A 20586-nucleotide genomic window follows, 5' to 3' on the forward strand; every position below is an offset into this window, starting at 1 on the left:
CTGCTTTCTCCCGTAGGACGTATGCGGTATTAGCATTCCTTTCGAAATGTTGTCCCCCACTAATAGGCAGATTCCTAAGCATTACTCACCCGTCCGCCGCTAAGATCAGTAGCAAGCTACCTCTCTCCGCTCGACTTGCATGTGTTAAGCCTGCCGCCAGCGTTCAATCTGAGCCATGATCAAACTCTTCAGTTAAAATCATTTTGCACCTTATTTAAAGACAAGGTGCCAATTCTGGCTCATCAATTACTGACTTAAATTTCGCTCAAATAAACTTCGAGTAATTTAAACCAATCAATCAATGAAAATTATTTCGATTAATCAATCAGTAAAAATCCACACAAGTTGTTCTTCAATTCTCTTAATGATCTTCTTCCTGGTTCGTCACCAGCAAGCTAGGTCGGCTATATTACTCTTAATCTCTTAAAAGTCAACAGGTAATTTCGATATTTTTAAAACTTATCTCTCAAACCAACTTACCATCAAATTCATCACTTAAAGCAACCAACTTAATCACAAGTAACTGTTTTTCAACAAGTTTCTATCTGCATCACCGCCGATGGATGTGCATTATAGACCATCTCATCCCCTTTGCAAGCGAAAATTAAAAATTAATGACTTGAGCGTTTACTTTTAAACCACCACACGAATTAAGCTATTGTTTTATATTGATAATTATTTTAATTTTTTATTTTTGACTTAAATAAGCCAGTATCATGCTCGATAATTCGCGTTTAAGTTGTTGTTCTGAGATAAGAAAATTGTTTTGGCTTACATATCGCATCATCGTAAAAAGCGTACTATTAATAATTACAAAGGATTTATGCTTTACCTGTTCGAAGTCCCACTGATGAGGATTTCTACTGAATGTATATAGCCCTACTTCAAAAAAATGCTTTTCTAAAATCTGAGCAGCTTGCGAATGACTATAGTCATGCCAGTGTTTCAGCACTTCTATAAAAAATCCATGATCGGCTTTTAATGCATTAAATCCCAACTCTATTGCTAAGGGAATGAGCAGCTCTAAAGGAATATTTCCTTGTCGCACAACTAATTCTTTAAGTTGTAGCCCCAGCAATTCGCTTTTACGGCGCAATAGTTCTTCTATGATTTGATCTTTATTCTCAAAGTATTGGTAAATCGACCCAACACTTACTCCAGATTTCTCTGCAATTTTAGGCGTCGTCGTATGTAGTAATCCATACTGAGCGATACACTGCTGTGTCGCCTCTAAAATATGGTCAACAATAATTTTTGAACGCTGTTGCTGTGGGGCTTTTCTCATCGTTTTTATTCGTTAAATGCGAATTGAATGCGAATAATTATTCATATTAGCCTATTTATTATTCAGTTCAATAAGTAAGTAACGATATGCAAATGATTAGCCCGACTCGACTTGCTTCTTTTAATGACATGCAAGACAGCAATTTTTTTACTCAGTTTTTAAATATCTGTTGTGAAAAACCTGTACAACCAAACTATACGGAATATATGTCTTTACAACATGCTCTTTATGAAGGGGATATTGAAATGGATCAGGTGATTGATTGGGTTATGCAAAATCCCAAAGATCACCGCATGATTTTTGAGAAGATATTATTTCAAGGCCGCGATAATCTATCTGAGCCTATACCTACCGAGTTAGAAAATTTCTTTAATTACATTGAACAAAAGCCTGGATGGTTAGATGAGCGTCAAATTGATGAGGCTGTTAAATTTACTCATCGTTTAGGAATAAATAATGGTTTTATTCTTAGAGATCTATCCTTAATGGCGGGATATTTATATCCGGGATTTAATCAGCCGCTAATTTTAACGGGTGCATTAAAGAAACAGGCGGGTACTCGTTTAGCTGAAACCACAAAATGGTGGGTCGATATTACTGAACCTCAAGGACTTGTCCGTTTAAGCGCAGGTTTTACTTCAACGATTTATGTTCGCTTTATTCATGCACTCGTTCGCCGACAATTAAAAAAGTCTGATCGTTGGAATAGTGAGGTTTGGGGAATTCCACTTAATCAATTTGATTTAGCAATGACTAATTTGGCTTTTAGCAGTGTAGTTTTACTCGGTATTAGAGCTTTGGGTGTATGGCCGACCAAACAAGAAGCCAAGAGTTTTCTACATTTTTGGCGTTATGTTGGCTGGTTGATGGGTATTGATGAAAAATGGCTTATTCAATCTGAATCTGAGGGTTGGAGGTTACTTTACTGGATGCAGTTTGCTCACCCTCGCTCCGATCACAGCAGTGTTGAGTTAGGATCAAGCTTATCCAAAGAGCCTTTTGAGAGAAAATATCTACATTTACGTTCTTTGCAGCAGAAGCTTGCTTATCGACAACATTTAGAACTTACCCAATTTTTTATTGGCAAGAAGAGAATGAAACTACTCGGATTGCCTCAGCAGTCTGCCTCATGGTTTGCTTATTATCTAATTGTGCGTAATTCACTACTTTATAATGGTGCAAAGCTTTCACCAAAAGTTGAAAAGTTTTTATCTAAATCAGGCCGTAATATACAAAAACTTGGCTTAACGCTTTATCAGAATCAAGGTAAGGCAAAAACCTTAGCGAGTATGCATCAATAACTTTTAAAACTTAAAAACAAAAATGGAAGCCCGTTAACTAGACTTCCATTTTCAAATATTAAGGAACTTATTGAGCTGATGAACTGTGCATTTCAGCGTGATTCATTTGCTCGTGTGACTCCATCATCTGCTTCTTTTTCTGACTTGGCATGTAGTCAGGTTCATTGTTGATTGCTAGGTAAAATACAATCATAAACAATAAGCTCAAGATAGAAGCCACAATAAGTAACTTCCATCCCCACCAAGATTGTTCAGGTGATAATTTATTAGTCATTTCATTTCTCTCTTTAAATTAATATTTTCAGTTCATTCACTACGGCTTATTAAAACTTCATGCTCATACGAACCCAGTAATTTCTTCCGATATTGTTAAACTGCTCTTCGCTCGCAAATCCAAAGCCTGCACTACCCGCTTTGTTTAAGTGTTCGGTATAGGTCTTATCTAATACGTTATCGATACCAACAGAGACATCGATATCTTTACGAAGGTTGTAACTTCCGTTTAGAGAAAGAGTCGAAAAACCTTTACTTGGTTTTAAGTCATATCCCACGATATTACCCTGATGTAGACTCACGCGGTTTTGCTCAGCAACCGCTCGCCATAATAATCCTAAATTATATTTATCAGCCACATAGCGAATATTTAGGCGACCTTCTAAAGGTGAAATTTGAGAGAGTGGTTTGTCATCTGTGGTGTTTTTACCCCATGCATACATAGCACTCAAATCTGCCTGAATACGGTCAGTGAATTGGTATCCAATACCCGCTTCCGCACCTGCAATGGTTGCATCGACATTCTTGGCACCCGCAGTAATATCATGGCTCATATCATGCCCACCCATTCCAGTACTTGAGTGATGGTGATAACTCATTAAAATGTAGTCATCAACCAAACCAGCATAAGCAGAAGCCCATGTATTTAAAGGACCACGTTGTTGCTGAAAGCCCAGATCTAACTGTAATGTTTTCTCAGGATTCACACCATTAAAAGTATTGGTTGAGCCCACATTACCATGTTTAGGCGAGAAAAGTTCCCAATAATCAGGCATACGCTCTACATAACCTAAACCAATATAGCTTTTTAGGTCATGCTCAGGATGTTGATTTTCCCAACGAACAAATGCACTCGGTAAAGTCTTTTCAAGTTTAGTATTAAAGCCTTTTGCTTGAGAATCAGCACGCTCATCTTTAACCGTGACTCGATCTAAACGTGCACCTGCAACCATTTTGTTGAAGTCGTTCCATTGATAGCCGAGTTCGCCAAAAGCACCATATGATTGAAAACGCATATCTTGACGATATGGAACATTCATAGAAGGCATTGTTGGCGATGACATACTGCCGCCATGTTTATTAAATTGAGAGTCAACGCCTGTGATCAAACTCCATTTGTTCCATTCAGAAGTCATTGCCAAACGTGAGTTTAATGTACGGCGTGTCACTTGCATGGCCATTGCATTTGGCATCAGCATGGTCATACCACCATGATTCATTTCAACTAATGGTGGTGTACGCAAGCTAAAGTTATCCATAATATGGTCGTTATAGCTATAGTTCACCTGCCCTTCAATTTTCTTGATCACATCAGTGATATTTTTCTTTTCAAAACGAAGCCCTAAACTTTCACGCGCAAACTGAGAACCATCCATTGAACGTCCAGCATAAAGCGATTCACCATCAGATTTCCCACCCGTGATTTCGACCCACGTGTTTTCATCTGGAGTAAAGCCAAGCGCTACATCAGCATTCCACTTTTTCCATGCTGACGGCACGGTATTTCCATCACCATCTTGATAACTATTCGACTCTGAACGGTTGGCATTTAAACGGATATATTTTTTCTCATCGCCAATTGCCGCTTCAACATTATGATCAATACGTCCAAATGAACCTAGCAAGACACTCGCTTGACCCCGATAAGGTTTTTCTGTGGTGAGCTGTTCAGGCTGACGCTCAAAAAGGACTGTTGCAGCAGAACCTGTATTGGCATATTGAACTGTTTGCGGGCCTTTAATCACAGAAATACGATCATAACTTTCTGGTGAAATGTAGGAAGTCGGTGCATCCATACGGTTTGGGCATGCACCTAAATTTTCAGTTCCATCAGTTAGAATTTTGATGCGTGAACCAAACATGCCTCGGAAGGTCACATCACCATTGGTTCCACCGCTTTGTATTGAGTTAAAACCCATAATACTTTGTAGGTAGTCTGCACCATCTGTAGCAGGCACTGGCTGAATGGGCTGTTTCGGGTCTGCATGTACAATCAAGCCATTTGCATCGTTGCCTTGTTGTGCTGTAACAACAATAGGTGCTAATGAGTGAAGCGCTTTAGTATCGGCATCATTTTTTTCTGAATTAGCAAAAACTAGCCCCGAATGAGAGACAGCAAACATCGCAACCCATAAAGGTTGTAGTAAAAATTTAGAATGTGGCATTTTTATACGCTCTAAAACATAAATAAAGTGATATCGAAGTCAGTTAAGACCCCAACAAAAAATTGCTTTTATTTATGCAAATAGAGGTGGTGCACGCCCTTGCGGGAGTAAAAAAAGTCGCTGTAGTGCAAAGTAGACATGTCTAAATGCTTGTTGATAAGCGACTAAGCGGACTTGTATGCGGACTAAAACTTCTTTTACGCCAAATTCAGGTGGCAAAACCAGATTGGCATAGACGGTACAATATTGACACTGGTGATTTGCATCATGATGATCATGTTGCTCAGAGGCTTGAGCCTGTTCAACAGGATGTTCATGATGTGAATGCATGGCATGTGACATGGTTTCCATTTGTGCTTTAGGTTTAAGCAAAGCGAGGGTAATAGTTTCACAGACCGGAGCAATTTGATACTGCTTCGGTAATAGCGGCTGTAGAAATACCGCAACCTGTAAAAATACTGCTGCACATGCAAGCAGTAAGCCACTACGAAAAACCAAAAATCACATCCACACTACATTAATGTTTCAAGAATAGAAATTTTTAACGTTTTACTGCAACTTTTTCGCGCTCACGTTGACGAACAACTTTTTCGACTTTTTCTCGAGCACGCTGACGTTTAAGTGGCGACAAATAATCCACAAATAATTTGCCATTTAAGTGATCCATTTCATGTTGGATACAAACAGCGAGAAGTCCATCAGCTTCTAACTCAAATGCTTGACCTTCAAGGTTAATTGCCTCAATTTTCACACGTGACGGGCGCTCAACTTTGTCGTATATTTGTGGCACCGATAGGCAGCCTTCTTCGTACTGCTGCTTATCTTCTGTCAGTGGAGTTATTTTGGGGTTAATGAAAACCATAGGGTCATCTTTAGATTCAGACAAATCTATGACGATAAGCTGAATATGACGATCGACCTGAGAAGCTGCTAAACCAATACCCGGTGCCGCATACATGGTTTCAAGCATATCTGCTGCAAGTTGACGAATTTCATCAGTAACTTCTTCAACAGGCTTAGCAATGGTACGAAGACGGGGATCAGGAAAACTTAAAATAGGTAATAAGGCCATACTGACGTCCTCACTTATGCCATTGATTGAAAAACCAAATGAAGGAAATACTTCATCGAAAAATTGTGTGTTAGCCGCCTATTATAACGCATCTGCACGCATAATTTTTAGGAATTATCATAATGAAAAAGGTTTTTGACGGCATGGTTCAATTTCATGCTTTGGGGATAAAAAAGCATTTACTTGCTTTGGCACTTTTTACAGGGGTTGCATTCAGTACGGTAGCAGAGACTTATGCTGCTAGTCCGAACCATAATCCACCCTCTCTTAAAAGTAATGCACCACATGTCTACGTTGTAAAACGAGGAGATACGCTATGGGATATTTCCGGTCATTTTCTGAGTAAACCTTGGCGCTGGCCTGAAATTTGGGCAAACAATCAGCATGTCAAAAATCCACACTGGATTTATCCTGGTGATCGATTACTGCTGTGTAGTTTAGATGGCCGCCCATTGATCGGTAAAGATGAGGGAGATGGCTGTGTCGGCATTATTCGCCGTTACACAGGTCAAATGACAAATTTACAACCTCAAGTTCGTGTGGAGTCACTTAACAATAACGTACCTGTTATTCCTCTTGAACATATCAAACAGTGGTTAGAACACAGCACTATTCTACCTATCGATGCAATTCAACACACTCCTTATGTAGTCGGTACTGCCGATCAACGTGTACTGGCGGCAAAAGGCCAGACTATTTATGCGCGCGGACAAGGTTTAATTGATGGTCAACGTTATGCAGTTTATCGTGAAGGTGAACCTTATTATTTCACAGATAATAAAGGCAAAAAACACAGTCTAGGTATTGAGTTACAACAAGTTGCCTCAGGGATCGCGATCTCTTCTGAAAAAGACATTACCACGCTTGAGTTAACTGATAGCTACAATTCTGAAGTACGTCGTGGTGATCGGGTAATGCCAGAAGAAGAAGCAACATTGCCTACTTTATTTTATCCAGTAGATGCCACTCAGGTGACCGATGGCGGCAAAATTATTCGTGTAATGGGATCAATTGGTACTGCTGCCAAAAATAGTGTAGTGACTTTAGATCGAGGTATGGCACAAGGTATTCAAGTAGGACAAGTTTTTGATATTACGCAACAAGGTGAAACCATTCGAGATCCTAAAACCAAAGAACCAATACAGTTACCAGGACAACAAATTGGTAGTCTGATGGTCTTTAGAACTTTTGATCAGTTGAGTTATGCCTACGTATTAGAAAGCGATTTACCAGTTAAAGTTGGTTCAAGCATTCAGCCACCCCGCTATAATGATTAATGCTGGATGTACCTTTTACAATGCTTACTCAACTTTCTTCACACCATTACCACACGCTTAAAGTGTGGTATTTGGTGCAACACTCTTTAGTCAGCTTTAAAAAGATTGTCGATTATTTTGGTAGCTGTGAAAAGGCGCTCCAACCTGCTGGATTATCTCAATGGCGCAATCTCGGGTTACATGCTAATCATTTAAAACGCGTAGCTGAGTTTCAAACCGCTCAAGGTCTAGCTCAGTTTGAAAAACTAATTCAACAGATCCATCAACATACTGACTTTATTTTAACGAAAGATGACTCAGGCTATCCCACTCAGTTATTACCTTATACAGACCATCCACCTATAATTTTTGGAAAAGGCCAAGCTCAAGCTTTATTGCAACCGCAAATTGCGATTGTCGGCAGTCGAAAACCAAGCCCGCATGGTCGCCAAGTTGCTTATGATTTTGCCTATTATTTAAGTGAAAAAGGTTTTTATGTGAGTAGTGGCTTAGCATATGGCATTGATGAAGCTGCTCACCAAGGAGCATCAGCACATCAACGTACGATTGCTGTGACAGGAACAGGTTTAGACAGTACCTACCCTGCTCAAAATAAAAAACTTGCAGAACATATTTTGGCTCAAAACGGCGCCATCATTACTGAGTTTTTGCCTGGAACACCTCCATTACAACAACATTTCCCACGTAGAAACCGAATTGTCAGCGGTTTGAGTTTAGGCGTGTTAGTGGTAGAAGCTACATTAAAAAGTGGTTCTCTCATCACTGCGAACAAAGCTGCCGAACAAGGTAAAACTGTATTTGCCATTCCTGGTCATATTTACAGTGAGTTTCATCAAGGTTGCCATCAACTTATTCGTGAGGGAGCAATTTTAGTCGATCATCCTGAACAAATTATTGAAGACCTTGCTTTACCCACTCAGTGGCAAAGTCAGCAACAGAACTCCACCGAGGAGGCTGTAGTTTCTAGTACTCCAGAAATTCCTGAGCATTTAATTAACCTTTATCAATCTTTAGACTGGGTCGGACAAAATATTGATCAGCTTGTTTTACATCACTCTCAGCCTGTTGCAGAACTCACCTCTTCACTGATGGAACTAGAACTACTTGGTTTATGTATGCAACAATCAGGATTGTATTTACGTTGTCGTTCTTAGTATTGGAGCGCACAATAGCAATTCTGTCTGATTGAAAGGAAGAGTATTACCATGATTACCACCTCAGTTACCGAAGCAGCCCAATGTTTACAACAAGGTCAAGTTTTGGCATATCCAACTGAGGCAGTTTGGGGGCTAGGTTGCGACCCTTTTAATGAGCAAGCTTTTCAAAAGATTCTTGAACTAAAGCAAAGGCCTATTGAAAAGGGTGTAATTTTATTAGCAGGTCATATTAACCAAGTTGAGCACCTACTAACTTCTCTACCTCAAACAACTCAACAAGAAATTATTGATTGTTGGACTAATCATCAACCTTCAGAAAGAGCAACAACTTGGCTATTACCTGCTGGTGAACATATTCCTTCATGGATTAAAGGTGAGCATCCTCTTGTCGCTGTTCGAGTCACTACACATCCTTTATGTGTGGCATTATGCAATGCTTTTCATGGCTTTATTGTCTCGACTAGTGCGAACCCAAGTGGACAAGAACCTGCACACTCACTACAGGATGCCTGCCAATACTTTGGTTCACAATTAAACTATCTGAATGGTGACTTAGGCCAGAGCCAACAACCAAGCCGAATCATTAACGCTCTTACCAGAGAGATTATTCGCGCCTAATTTCAAACAAAAAAAAGCTCAGTTATATAGGGATAACTGAGCATAAAAAAGGATGGGTATATACCACATCCAGAGGGTTTGGATATCTGTGGAACAAAAGGTAATTTACAAAGAAAAGAGCGCCTTTCGTAGTGGCCGCTATTATGTGGTAAGAGATTCAATGAGAGAAATATATTATTTCTCTAAAAAAAGCATGAAAAGTGTAGGGAATTTGCGGTTTTTTGCCTATAAATTAAAATTATATTAATATTTTTACTCGGCTTTTTTAATATTTATATTACAACCTATTTCTATAAACTATTTATAAATCATATAGAAAAACTTTAACTAAGAAAAAATTGGCATATTTTTATGAGTTTTTTCAAAATATGCCATAGTTTTTTTAGCAACTTTAGTTTTGTTCTTGCATTAATTCGCTCTTTTTAGGACTCACCTTCTTCTGAGCCATAATGATACCAATTAAAATAACAATCCCACCTAACGTATGATAAATGGTCCACTGCTCAGACAACCAGACGCTTGCAATAACTGCTGTAAAGACAGGCACCAAGTTCATAAAAATACTTGTTCTATTAGGACCGAGTTGTTGAACAGCTAACATCCAAACTAAAGGCGCAATAAGTGAAGCAAATACACCTGCATAAATAGCACTTGGTGCATTTTGTACATTTAAAGCATCAAGTCCAAACCAGAGAATTAAAGGAATATGAAATATGACAGAAAATCCAATCTGAACGTATAAGCTTGTCATAATTGGTAGTGGCAACTGCCATTTTTTAAGGAATACTCCATAAAATGCATAGAAGAATACGGCAATAATCATCAAAGCATCACCAAGGTGTCCGCCACCACTTAAAAGCTTATTAATATTTCCTTGGGACATGACATATAACAAACCTGCAAAAGATAGAATACTGCCAAAAACTGCAAAGCGATTAGGCACATCTTTTAAAATGGCAAGCGAAACAAAGATCGTAAAGATGGGAATAAATGCATTCACAATTCCCATATTGGTTGCACTGGTATAATGGGCAGCCGTATAAGCTAAGCCTTGATAAAGCACCATCCCAAATGCACTTAACACAGCAAGCTTAGGTAAATAGGGTATGACTAGTCGTCTTTGTCTCCACACAGACATAAACATAAATGGAGTCAAAATAATAAAAGCGATTAACCACCGATAAAAACTAATACTTACCGGAGAGATATAATCCGAGACATAGCGGGTGACTACAATATTTAAAGACCAAATCAATACTGCCAAAATGGGAAAAATAAACGCCCATTTGTGATATTTCATGACCTGACTCATAGCAATACACCATCTACAAAAGATGGTTTTATTTTGAAGAATGTCTTAATAAATTGAAATATCGTATTTCCGACATTGATATCGAACTTAGGACATTATCCTTTTTAGAATAATGTCCAAGCTTTCACGGCATGACCTACCACTTTATGTAATTGCTCGCTACTCGCACCGTCTCTTGCTTGAATGGTAAGGCCTTGAATGACAGTGGTATAAAAATCAGTCATTTCCTGTAAAGGTGCATGAGAAGATAAATCCCCTTGCTCTACCCCTTGCTGAAGACGTTTTAATAATTTTTCTTTTGTCTTTATGCGCTTATCTAATAGATTTTGCTGTACATCTTGAGTGGCATCAGAGCAATTCATAGCCGCAACGACCACCATACAACCTGCTGGCTTATTGGGCTGAACCAATCTTTTAACAATGTCATAAAGATATAACTCAACAGCAATTTTTGCAGTTTTTGCTTCTACAAATATAGTGTCAATCGGACATCCTTCATGAGCTAAATAATAATCAACACTTTTGTAAAACAGCCCCGCCTTATCACCAAAGGCACTGTATAGGCTTGGTGCTGTAATTTCCAAAGCTTGCGTTAAATCACTAATAGACGTTGCTTCATAGCCATGCTCCCAAAAGAGCAACATTGCTTTTTGCAGAACCTCTTGTTCATCAAAGCATTTAGGACGTCCGCGCTTTTTTTTCAGCGCATCTTCTGCAGCAGCTAAATTCGTTTCATGCCTATTTGTCATAAAGATCACATCTATTTTTATAACAATCGTTATTAAATTAATTGACGTTCGATTTTTTATCAACTATTTTATTTTCATAATGATCGTTAGTTAATTAATAAATTGTCTTTCTTTACTCCAAATTTAGCCAAGTAAGGATTTCCTATGGACCAATCGTCTATCTCTAAAGCGCGACCCACGACCTCCACTCAAGGAAGCTGGTTTGCCATTTTGGCCGTTTCTATCGCAGCATTTGCCTTAGTTACAAGTGAATTTTTACCCGTTGGTGTTTTAAATAGTGTCGCAACAGATTTAAATATTTCTGTAGGTACAGCAGGTCTGATTATTACGGTACCCGGTATTATGGCAGCAATTGCAGCCCCTCTATTGCCTGTATCTGTAAAACAACTTGATCGGCGTTATGTACTTATCTTGCTGACAGCTATTATGGTTATTGCCAATACCATTACCGCATTTGCTGAAAACTTTCATATTTTATTGTTAAGCCGCTTAATTTTAGGTATTTCAATTGGTGGTTTCTGGGCGACCGCCATTGCTCTAAGTGGAAAATTAGCTCCCTCACACCTTCCTATTGCTAAAGCAACTGCGGTCGTGATGGCAGGTGTGACTTTTGCTACAGTTCTAGGTGTACCGATTGGAACTTGGTTAAGCGAGTTTTATGGCTGGGGGAGTGCTTTTGGAATTACAGCAGGCATTGGCTTAGTTGTTTTAATCTTACAATTAATCTTTTTACCTAAACTTGTACCAGACTCGGCAATTCATATGAAAGATTTGCCAGCACTATTACGCACTCCTAAAGCACGTAGTGGCATGTTGATTGTTTTATTGATCGGACTCGCTCATTTTTGTGCCTATAGCTATTTAGCACCTTTCTTTAAAAATGTTGCCGGTTTTAACGGGACAACCATTAGTTCATTATTATTGCTCTATGGAATTGCAGGTATTTTCGGGAATGCTTTTGCCGGATATAGTGGCAATCTAAATGTCCGTTATACATTAGCTTTTGTGGGTACATGCTTTGCAATCGTATTTTTTGGATTTCCTCTTTTTGCCGTTCATGAGTTTGGTGCTATTGTCTTAACCGCGTTATGGGGATTTGCATTTGGCGCTTTCCCTACCTCAGCAAATATCTGGATGTTTGTCCACGCACCACATGCTGTTGAAAAAGGTATGCCGCTTTTTGTAGGTATGTTTCAGGTGATGATTGCGACAGGTTCATTATTAGGGGGATATGTGGTTGATCATTTCAATGAAAATACTTTAATTTATGGAGTATTAAGCTTCGTTGTCCTAGCATTACTGAGTACATTTACCTTGGCGAAAGGTTTAAATAATCCTAAAGCTACTTGTGAAAATTAAAATATGAGTCAGAGCATATAGATGAACAATGAGGACCAACAATTTTCATTATTAAACAGTATAGAAGTTCATGAATTTCTATACCAAAAAGAAGATATTGTTCGTCCTCATGCATCTCTTTGGGGAGATTTTAATTTCAGTTTAAATGGCATATTAGAAATGGAGATTGAAGAACAGCTATATCTTTCTCCACCTAGCTATGGTCTTTGGATTCCACCTCAAACTGTTCATCAATCTACTCATATTGACCATGAAATTCACTATATCTGTATTCGACTACACCCTCGCCTCTGTTCTATTTTAGGTGATATCTGTAAATGTTTTAGTATCCAACCTTTCTTTCGAACCTTAGTTTTACAAATTCTAGAGCAGCAAAAACAAACTGGACAATCTGAATACTTAGAACATCTTTTACAAGTTCTATTCGATCAACTTAAACAAGCTCCTGCATATTCGCATTATTTACCGCAAACACGACATCCTGTTTTATTGCCTATTTTAGAAAAACTTTCAGATCCATTACTTTTTGATCAGTCTTTACAGCAGTTGCTACAAAACTTTTCGGTCAGTGATCGTCACTTATTACGTTTGAGTCAACAAGAGCTTCAGCTTTCGTTGTCCGAATGGAGAAATCGGGCCAAAATTGTTTATGCCATTCATCAGATTCGCCAAGGGACGCCTATCAAGCGTTTAGCATACGATTTAGGTTATCAACATAGCTCAAGTTTTATTGAGTTTTTTAAACGTTACACTGGGCAAACACCTATCCAAATCAGAAATAACTAGAATTCAGCTTATCTTTAAAAACTTTTTCTTTTTTGAACACGAATATTATTGCACTACCCCTCAATAGCAGTTAAAACAAATGCGTTACTTGATATCAATTACAATCTTTAGGAAAGACTCATGACACAATCTGTATATCACATTCCAGTAAAAGCTATTTCAGGCGAAACGGTTGACCTCGAACAATACAAAGGTAAAGTTCTACTTATCGTAAATACTGCTTCTAAATGTGGTTTAACTCCACAATACGAAGGCTTAGAAAAACTTTACCAAGCAAAAAAAGACCAAGGTCTTGAAATTTTAGGTTTCCCAGCAAATAACTTTAAAGAGCAAGAACCAGGTTCTGATGAAGAAATTCAACAGTTCTGTTCATTAAATTATGATGTTCATTTCCCTTTATTTTCTAAGGTTTCTGTAGTCGGCGAAGATAAGCACCCACTTTACCAAACTTTGACAGCGGCTCAGCCGGAACGCACTGGTGAAGGTCCTTTCCGTGAGCGTTTAGAAGGCTTAGGTATTCCAACCAACCCTGCTCCAGAAGTTTTATGGAACTTCGAAAAGTTTTTAATTAATAAAAATGGCGAAGTCGTAGCTCGCTTTGCTCCAAACCTAACAGCAGACGATGAACAAATCGTTAAAGCAGTTGAAGCAGAGTTAGCAAAATAATATTTTAAAATATGAGAAAGGGCGTTTTATACGCTCTTTTTTATGCTCTCCTCAAAGTGTTGTTCGTTTGCAAAAATACAATCTTTCTTCATATTTTATGCCTATAGTATCCATTTGCTTTATTTGATGTTGTTTGTAGTTATGAAAAAAATTTTACAGGGCGCATTTCTTCCTTTTGTAATTTTTGCCTCAGGCATGCTTTTACTCGGGTGTGATCAGGCACAAGACCATGCTACCGAACAAGAAAAAACTGAAATAGCTGAACAGGCAGCTGACCAAAACATTGAACAACAAGAGTCAGAAATTGCACCCAACAAAGCCGAACTTAAAAGCGGCAATATTTTTTATATGGTCCGCGACGCTGCTAATTTACAGCTTAAAGCTGGTGACTATGTTGAACAGCTTAAAGATACTCAGCTTGATGTTGAACAAGCCATCCAAGATAAGAATCAGAATGAACTAAAAACTACTGTCACTACGTTAAAACAGCAACTAGAAGGTTTAAATCAAGCACTTTTGACTTTAGATATCAAAAGTCAGGAAATTGAGAATATTCGCCAAAGTTTATTACATGCCAACCAACAAGCTCTTAGCATGCCATTACTCAATGGGAAATTAGATCAAATCAATTTTGACCAAATTGAAAAACAGCTTAATACCATTCAAATGGATATGGTGAAGCTTGCTGCCATGATTATGGCAGGAGATGAAAAGTCAGATTCAAAAACTGAATCTTAAAAAAACAACGTATAAAAAAAGCCACCTTACGGTGGCTTTTTCAATCTCAAACCGGCAATTATAGTGCGCGGTTTTTGATTTTACGGATAGTTTCAAGCTGTGCAGCTGTTTCTGCCAAGGCAGCCAACGCAGCAGCTGAGTCCAAATCACTCTTTTGGTTTGCAAGCAATTGTTCAGCATTTTTACGTGCTTCTAAAATTGCCGCTTCATCCAAGTTGTCTGCACGGATTGCAGTATCTGCAAGAACCGTTACAACATGAGGTTGAACTTCTAAAACACCGCCAGATACATAGACGATTTCTTCTGTACCATTTTCCAACTGAACACGAATCGGGCCCGGTTGAAGCAAGGTTACAAGTGGAGCATGTCCTGGCAAAATACCAAGCTCACCACCAGCACCTTTCGCGATTAACATCGTTACTGCGCCAGAGTAAATAGACTCTTTAACACTTACGACATCACATTGCATAGTCGCCATGAGATGATCTCCTTAAATTAGAGTTTCTCAGCTTTAGCAATCACTTCGTCAATACCACCAACCATATAGAACGCTTGTTCTGGGATGTGATCGTATTCACCAGCTAATAGACCTTTAAAGCCACGAATCGTTTCTTTAAGCGGTACTAATTTACCAGGAGCACCAGTAAACACTTCAGCTACGTGGAATGGTTGAGAGAAGAAACGTTGGATTTTACGCGCACGGTAAACAACCAATTTATCTTCTTCAGCTAATTCATCCATACCCAAGATTGCGATGATGTCTTTAAGCTCTTTATAACGTTGCAATACGTTTTGTACTGCACGCGCAATTTCATAGTGCTCTTGACCAACAACTAATGGGTCTAACTGACGTGAAGTTGAGTCAAGTGGATCGATCGCTGGATAGATACCAGAAGATGCGATGTCACGGCTCAATACTACTGTTGCATCTAAGTGAGCAAATGTAGTTGCAGGAGATGGATCTGTTAAGTCATCGGCAGGTACATATACCGCTTGGATCGATGTGATCGAACCAGATTTAGTAGATGTAATACGCTCTTGAAGAACACCCATTTCTTCTGCAAGTGTAGGTTGGTAACCTACCGCAGATGGCATACGACCTAACAATGCTGATACTTCAGTACCCGCAAGTGTATAACGGTAGATGTTGTCGACGAATAATAATACGTCACGACCTTTACCATTTTCGTCTTTTTGATCACGGAAGTATTCAGCCATAGTCAAACCAGTTAACGCTACGCGTAAACGGTTACCTGGTGGCTCGTTCATCTGACCGTAGACCATTGCTACTTTGTCAAGAACGTTAGAATCTTTCATTTCGTGATAGAAGTCGTTACCTTCACGAGTACGCTCACCAACACCAGCAAACACAGATAAACCTGAGTGAGCTTTCGCGATGTTGTTGATCAACTCCATCATGTTAACGGTTTTACCAACACCAGCACCACCGAATAGACCAACTTTACCACCTTTTGCGAACGGGCAAAGTAAGTCAATTACTTTAATACCAGTTTCTAAAAGATCAGTAGAAGCTGCTTGTTCAGCATAAGAAGGGGCTTGACGGTGAATCGGCAAACGCTCTTCAGTCGCTACAGGACCTGCTTCATCAATTGGGCGGCCCAAAACGTCCATGATACGACCAAGCGTAGCTGGACCTACTGGAACAGAAATCGGTGCATTTGTGCTAGTTACATTAAGGCCACGTTTAAGACCTTCTGTAGAACCCATTGCGATGGTACGAACAACACCATCGCCAAGCTGTTGCTGAACTTCTAATGTAGTTTCAGTACCGTCAACTTGGAGAGCGTCATAGATCTTAGGAACGCTATTGCGCTCAAACTCGACGTCGATAACCGCGCCGATGATCTGAATGATACGACCGCTACTCATTGCTGTCTCCTCAATTCAAACTTAATAATGTTAAACGGCAGCGGCACCGCCAACGATCTCGGAAATTTCCTGAGTAATCGCGGCTTGACGCAGCTTGTTGTAAATGAGTTGTAGGTCTTTAATCAATTGTCCTGCGTTGTCTGTCGCTGCTTTCATCGCGACCATACGAGCTGACTGCTCACATGCAACGTTTTCAATCACACCTTGATAAACCATAGACTCGATATAGCGAACCAACAAACCATTTAACAATTCTTCTGCTTCTGGTTCGTAGATATAGTCCCAACCATAAGTACGGTTGAGATCATCGCCTTCTTCTGCTGGTGCTAAAGGAACAAGTTGTTCTACTTTAGGCTGCTGAGTCATTGCATTAACGAAGCCATTTGATACGAGATAGATACGATCTAATTCGCCTTTATCAAATGCATCAAGCATAACTTGGACTGAGCCAGTTAACTGTTCCAAACTCGGCGCATCGCCAAGTTGGGTAGTTGCACCGAGCACTTTACCGCCGTAATTCTTAAAAAACGAAACCGCTTTTTGACCAATTAAAGCAAATTCAACTTCAATTGACTGCTGTTGTTGTGCTTTGACATGCTGCACAACTTTCTTGAACAAGTTAATGTTCAAGCCACCTGCCAAACCACGATCTGAAGACACTACGATATAGCCAACACGCTTAACTGGGCGGTCAACCATATAACGGTGTTTGTATTCAGGGTTTGCTTGTACCAAGTGAGCAATTACACGGCGCATATTATCGGCATACGGACGGCCCTGAGCCATGCGCTCTTGCGCACGACGCATTTTAGAAGCAGCTACCATTTGCATCGCGCGAGTAATCTTTTGCGTGCTCTTGATACTAGCTACTTTGGCGCGAATTTCTTTTAAATTTGCCATACGCTTAACCTAGTATTCGAAAGCTCTTTCGAGCTTCCGAAGGTTGATCCGTGAACCAAACTTAACTAAAACTAAACTTAGTAAGTTTGAGTCGCTTTAAAGCTTTCAATACCTGCTTTGATTGCTGCTTCGATGTCTTTGTTGTAATCACCAGTTTCATCGATTTGTTTCATCAACGGAGCATATTCTGAGCGGAAGTAAGAAATTAACGCAGCATCAAAGTCTACGATTTTCTTAACTTCTACGTCAGCCATGTAGCCTTCGTTAGATGCATAAACAGAAACAGCTTGGTCAGCAATTGAGTAAGGAGCATATTGTTTTTGCTTCATTAACTCAGTTACACGTTGACCATGTTCAAGTTGCTTACGAGTTGCTTCATCAAGGTCAGAAGCGAACTGAGCAAACGCAGCCAATTCACGGTATTGTGCTAAAGCAGTACGGATACCACCAGACAATTTTTTGATGATCTTGGTTTGAGCAGAACCACCAACACGAGATACAGAGATACCCGCGTTCACAGCAGGACGAATACCTGCGTTGAATAATGATGTTTCTAAGAAGATCTGACCGTCAGTAATCGAAATTACGTTCGTTGGTACGAATGCAGATACGTCACCTGCTTGAGTTTCAATAATTGGCAATGCAGTTAAAGAACCAGTTTGACCAGTTACTGCACCATTAGTGAATTTCTCAACGTAGTCAGCAGATACACGAGAAGCACGTTCAAGAAGACGTGAGTGAAGATAGAATACGTCACCTGGATACGCTTCACGACCTGGTGGACGACGTAAAAGTAATGAAATTTGACGGTAAGCAACAGCTTGCTTAGACAAATCATCATAAATAATAAGAGCGTCTTCACCGCGGTCACGGAAGTACTCACCCATTGTACAGCCAGAGTACGGAGCTAAGTACTGCATTGCAGCAGGATCAGCAGCCGCAGCAGCAACAACAGTTGTATACGCCATAGCGCCAGTTTCTTCTAGCTTACGTACAACGTTTGCAATTGTTGATTGTTTTTGACCAATCGCAACGTATACACATTTAATGCCAGAGTTTTTCTGAGCGATAATCGCATCGATCGCCATCGCTGTTTTACCAGTTTGACGGTCACCGATGATCAACTCACGTTGGCCACGACCAACAGGAATCATTGTATCAACTGATTTATAACCAGTTTGAACAGGCTCATCTACAGATTGACGCCAAATTACGCCTGGTGCTACTTTTTCAACAGCATCAGTTAATTTCGCATCAATTGGGCCTTTACCATCAATTGGGTTACCCAAAGCGTCGACAACACGGCCAAGAAGTTCAGGACCAACTGGAACTTCTAATACACGACCTGTACAACGAGCTTTTTGACCTTCTTGAAGGCTTAGGTAGTTACCTAAAACAACGGCACCCACTGAATCCTGTTCTAGGTTCAGTGCCATACCAAATAAGCCGCCGTCGAATTCGATCATTTCACCGTACATTGCATCAGCAAGACCGTGAATGCGCACGATACCGTCGGATACCATAACAATGGTACCTTCGTTTTTAGCGGTCGCGCTGGTGTCCAGATCTCCGATACGCTGTTTAATGAGCGCACTGATCTCGGATGGATTCAGTTGTTGCATTGCGCTATTCCTCAATCTTTTATTAGTTCAGTCTTCATCATTTGCATTATGCAAGAAGACGAGTACGCATTTTTTCAAGCTTGTTAAGCGCAGAATCATCTATCACTTGATCGCCTGCACGAATTACAACACCTGCAATAAGCTCAGGTTTAACTTCAACTGAAACAGTTACTGTACTGTTAAAACGCTTTTCTAAAGCAGATTTCAACAGTTGCTCTTGTTCAGCAGTTAACGGGAAAGCCGATTCAATCACGACATCCACATTGTTGTTATTCTGTGATTTAAGCTGTTCATATTCTGCTTCAATTTCAGGTAACAGCATTAAACGATCGTTATCTGCAAGAAGTGTCAAAAAGTTAGACACTGCTTGAGATTGATCTTCACCTAAAACTTTAGCAAAAAGCTTCACTTGCTCCGCAGGAGTAAGTTCAGGGCGATTTAAATAAGCGGAAAATGCTTCGTCTTGCACCGCAGCACTGAGCACTTGTAACGCATTCGACCAATTGTCTGTTGCACCTTGCTCAGAAGCATAAGCAAATGCTGCTTTGGCATACGGACGTGCCAACGTCAAGAGTTCAGCCATAATTCGCCTCGCTTAAAGTTTAGCAGCCAGCTGAGACAGCATGGCGTTATGAGCTTCTGCATCAACTTGCTGGTTCAGGATTTTTTCTGCACCAGTTACTGCCAAAGCAGCTACTTGTTGACGTAATTCTTCGCGAGCAGAATTGATTTCTTGATCAACAGCTTCTTTAGCCTGTTGACGAATACGCTCACCTTCAGCCGCAGCTTGAGTACGAGCTTCTTCGATCAATTGCGCTGCACGACGGTTCGCTTGTTCGATCAATTGAGCCGCTTGTGCTTTAGCTGCATCAAGCTCTTGCTTAACTTGCGCTTGTGCATCGGCAAGGTCAGCTTTCGCTTTTTCTGCTGCATTTAAGCCATCAGCGATTTTACGCTGACGCTCACTAATCGCATTGATTAGTGGTGGCCAAACAAACTTCATGCAGAATGCAACAAAGAATGCAAACGCAATCGCTTGACCAATCAATGTGAGGTTGATATTCATTGCAATTCCTCAAATAGTGGATTTAGGAATTAAGATGATTAACCTACAAATGGATTAGCGAAGATGAAGAACAAGCCAATACCAACACCGATCATAGGCACAGCATCAAGAAGACCCGCGATTAAGAACATACGAGTTTGAAGTTGTGGAGCCAATTCTGGTTGACGAGCAACAGCTTCTAAAAAGCGACCACCCAAAAGACCAAAACCAATCGCAGTACCCAAAGCACCGAAAGCGATCAAGATAGCAGATGCAATTGCAACTAGACCTAAAGTGAGTTCCATGAAAAATTCCTCAGAGGTTAGGTTATTACCAAATTAAATTAAAAAAATTCAGCCCAACCATCATTT

General features: G+C 39.8%; 21 protein-coding genes, 1 rRNA gene and 1 pseudogene. 8 read left to right on the forward strand and 15 right to left on the reverse strand.

What is annotated here, in order from left to right; all coding sequences use genetic code 11:
- Together J536_RS0104700 and J536_RS19550 are read right to left on the reverse strand one after the other, a co-directional pair.
- Positions 1–195 (reverse strand): 16S ribosomal RNA (locus J536_RS0104700); the annotation flags it as partial.
- A gap of 519 nt (positions 196–714) precedes the next feature.
- Positions 715–1285 (reverse strand): annotated as a pseudogene (locus J536_RS19550) (TetR/AcrR family transcriptional regulator).
- 86 nt (positions 1286–1371) lie between these two features.
- On the opposite strand from J536_RS19550, the gene J536_RS19555 reads away from it, so the two are divergent.
- On the forward strand, positions 1372–2586 hold the full coding sequence (locus J536_RS19555) for an oxygenase MpaB family protein (protein WP_017482416.1): 1215 nt from the start codon (positions 1372–1374) through the stop codon (positions 2584–2586).
- A gap of 67 nt (positions 2587–2653) precedes the next feature.
- On the opposite strand, the gene J536_RS19560 is transcribed toward J536_RS19555, so the two are convergent.
- The 4 genes from J536_RS19560 to def form a co-directional block, all read right to left on the reverse strand.
- Positions 2654–2860 carry a hypothetical protein gene (locus J536_RS19560; RefSeq protein ID WP_017387367.1) on the reverse strand — a complete coding sequence of 69 codons (207 nt, stop codon included), beginning with the start codon at positions 2858–2860 and terminating at the stop codon, positions 2654–2656.
- 49 nt (positions 2861–2909) lie between these two features.
- Positions 2910–5024: a TonB-dependent copper receptor gene (locus J536_RS19565; RefSeq protein ID WP_032063699.1), complete on the reverse strand. Its 2115-nt coding sequence runs from the start codon at positions 5022–5024 to the stop codon at positions 2910–2912.
- A gap of 72 nt (positions 5025–5096) precedes the next feature.
- The gene (locus J536_RS19570; RefSeq protein ID WP_005804747.1) at positions 5097–5522 is read right to left on the reverse strand and encodes a DUF2946 family protein; all 426 of its coding nucleotides are present in this window, start codon (positions 5520–5522) and stop codon (positions 5097–5099) included.
- Between the two features lie 43 nt (positions 5523–5565).
- A complete protein-coding gene (gene def / locus J536_RS19575; protein WP_002114101.1) occupies positions 5566–6096 on the reverse strand; it encodes a peptide deformylase in 531 nt (176 codons plus the stop codon).
- A 122-nt stretch (positions 6097–6218) separates the two neighbouring features.
- On the opposite strand from def, the gene J536_RS19580 reads away from it, so the two are divergent.
- From J536_RS19580 to J536_RS19590, 3 genes are read left to right on the forward strand one after another with little or no spacing between them, the layout of a single operon-like run.
- Positions 6219–7373: a LysM peptidoglycan-binding domain-containing protein gene (locus tag J536_RS19580; RefSeq protein ID WP_032063700.1), complete on the forward strand. Its 1155-nt coding sequence runs from the start codon at positions 6219–6221 to the stop codon at positions 7371–7373.
- A gap of 20 nt (positions 7374–7393) precedes the next feature.
- Positions 7394–8527, forward strand: a complete 1134-nt coding sequence (dprA, locus tag J536_RS19585) for a DNA-processing protein DprA (protein ID WP_032063701.1) — start codon at positions 7394–7396, stop codon at positions 8525–8527.
- Positions 8528–8578: 51 nt separating this feature from the next.
- On the forward strand, positions 8579–9148 hold the full coding sequence (locus J536_RS19590; protein ID WP_005804750.1) for an L-threonylcarbamoyladenylate synthase: 570 nt from the start codon (positions 8579–8581) through the stop codon (positions 9146–9148).
- A 391-nt stretch (positions 9149–9539) separates the two neighbouring features.
- On the opposite strand, the gene J536_RS19595 is transcribed toward J536_RS19590, so the two are convergent.
- On the reverse strand, positions 9540–10460 hold the full coding sequence (locus J536_RS19595; RefSeq protein ID WP_079380978.1) for a DMT family transporter: 921 nt from the start codon (positions 10458–10460) through the stop codon (positions 9540–9542).
- Positions 10461–10564: 104 nt separating this feature from the next.
- Positions 10565–11218, reverse strand: coding sequence for a TetR/AcrR family transcriptional regulator (locus tag J536_RS19600; RefSeq protein ID WP_081035512.1), 654 nt, complete (start codon positions 11216–11218; stop codon positions 10565–10567).
- Positions 11219–11353: 135 nt separating this feature from the next.
- Between J536_RS19600 and J536_RS19605 the strand changes: the two genes are divergently transcribed.
- The 4 genes from J536_RS19605 (at position 11354) to J536_RS19620 (ending at position 14758) form a co-directional block, all read left to right on the forward strand.
- Positions 11354–12568, forward strand: a complete 1215-nt coding sequence (locus J536_RS19605; protein ID WP_032063703.1) for an MFS transporter — start codon at positions 11354–11356, stop codon at positions 12566–12568.
- Between the two features lie 21 nt (positions 12569–12589).
- Positions 12590–13354 carry an AraC family transcriptional regulator gene (locus J536_RS19610; RefSeq protein WP_032063704.1) on the forward strand — a complete coding sequence of 255 codons (765 nt, stop codon included), beginning with the start codon at positions 12590–12592 and terminating at the stop codon, positions 13352–13354.
- A gap of 120 nt (positions 13355–13474) precedes the next feature.
- The gene (locus J536_RS19615; RefSeq protein WP_005072014.1) at positions 13475–14020 is read left to right on the forward strand and encodes a glutathione peroxidase; all 546 of its coding nucleotides are present in this window, start codon (positions 13475–13477) and stop codon (positions 14018–14020) included.
- Between the two features lie 141 nt (positions 14021–14161).
- Entirely contained in the window at positions 14162–14758 is a 597-nt protein-coding gene (locus J536_RS19620) for a hypothetical protein (RefSeq protein ID WP_005804755.1), read from the forward strand.
- A gap of 58 nt (positions 14759–14816) precedes the next feature.
- Here the strand turns inward: J536_RS19620 and J536_RS19625 are convergent, their stop codons facing one another.
- The 7 genes from J536_RS19625 to atpE form a co-directional block, all read right to left on the reverse strand.
- A complete protein-coding gene (locus J536_RS19625; protein ID WP_002114076.1) occupies positions 14817–15236 on the reverse strand; it encodes a F0F1 ATP synthase subunit epsilon in 420 nt (139 codons plus the stop codon).
- A gap of 17 nt (positions 15237–15253) precedes the next feature.
- Entirely contained in the window at positions 15254–16648 is a 1395-nt protein-coding gene (gene atpD, locus J536_RS19630) for a F0F1 ATP synthase subunit beta (protein WP_002114045.1), read from the reverse strand.
- A gap of 30 nt (positions 16649–16678) precedes the next feature.
- The gene (atpG, locus tag J536_RS19635) at positions 16679–17548 is read right to left on the reverse strand and encodes a F0F1 ATP synthase subunit gamma (RefSeq protein ID WP_002114131.1); all 870 of its coding nucleotides are present in this window, start codon (positions 17546–17548) and stop codon (positions 16679–16681) included.
- Positions 17549–17625: 77 nt separating this feature from the next.
- A complete protein-coding gene (gene atpA, locus J536_RS19640; RefSeq protein WP_002114049.1) occupies positions 17626–19170 on the reverse strand; it encodes a F0F1 ATP synthase subunit alpha in 1545 nt (514 codons plus the stop codon).
- A gap of 46 nt (positions 19171–19216) precedes the next feature.
- Positions 19217–19753 (reverse strand): F0F1 ATP synthase subunit delta, encoded by a 537-nt coding sequence (locus J536_RS19645; protein ID WP_002114070.1) that lies wholly within the window; start codon positions 19751–19753, stop codon positions 19217–19219.
- A gap of 12 nt (positions 19754–19765) precedes the next feature.
- Positions 19766–20236: a F0F1 ATP synthase subunit B gene (locus J536_RS19650; protein WP_001024691.1), complete on the reverse strand. Its 471-nt coding sequence runs from the start codon at positions 20234–20236 to the stop codon at positions 19766–19768.
- Between the two features lie 38 nt (positions 20237–20274).
- On the reverse strand, positions 20275–20520 hold the full coding sequence (gene atpE / locus J536_RS19655; RefSeq protein ID WP_000424060.1) for a F0F1 ATP synthase subunit C: 246 nt from the start codon (positions 20518–20520) through the stop codon (positions 20275–20277).
- Positions 20521–20586: the final 66 nt, after the last annotated feature.

It is taken from the genome of Acinetobacter sp. 809848 (genome assembly GCF_000581275.1).
Taxonomy (GTDB): domain Bacteria; phylum Pseudomonadota; class Gammaproteobacteria; order Pseudomonadales; family Moraxellaceae; genus Acinetobacter; species Acinetobacter pittii.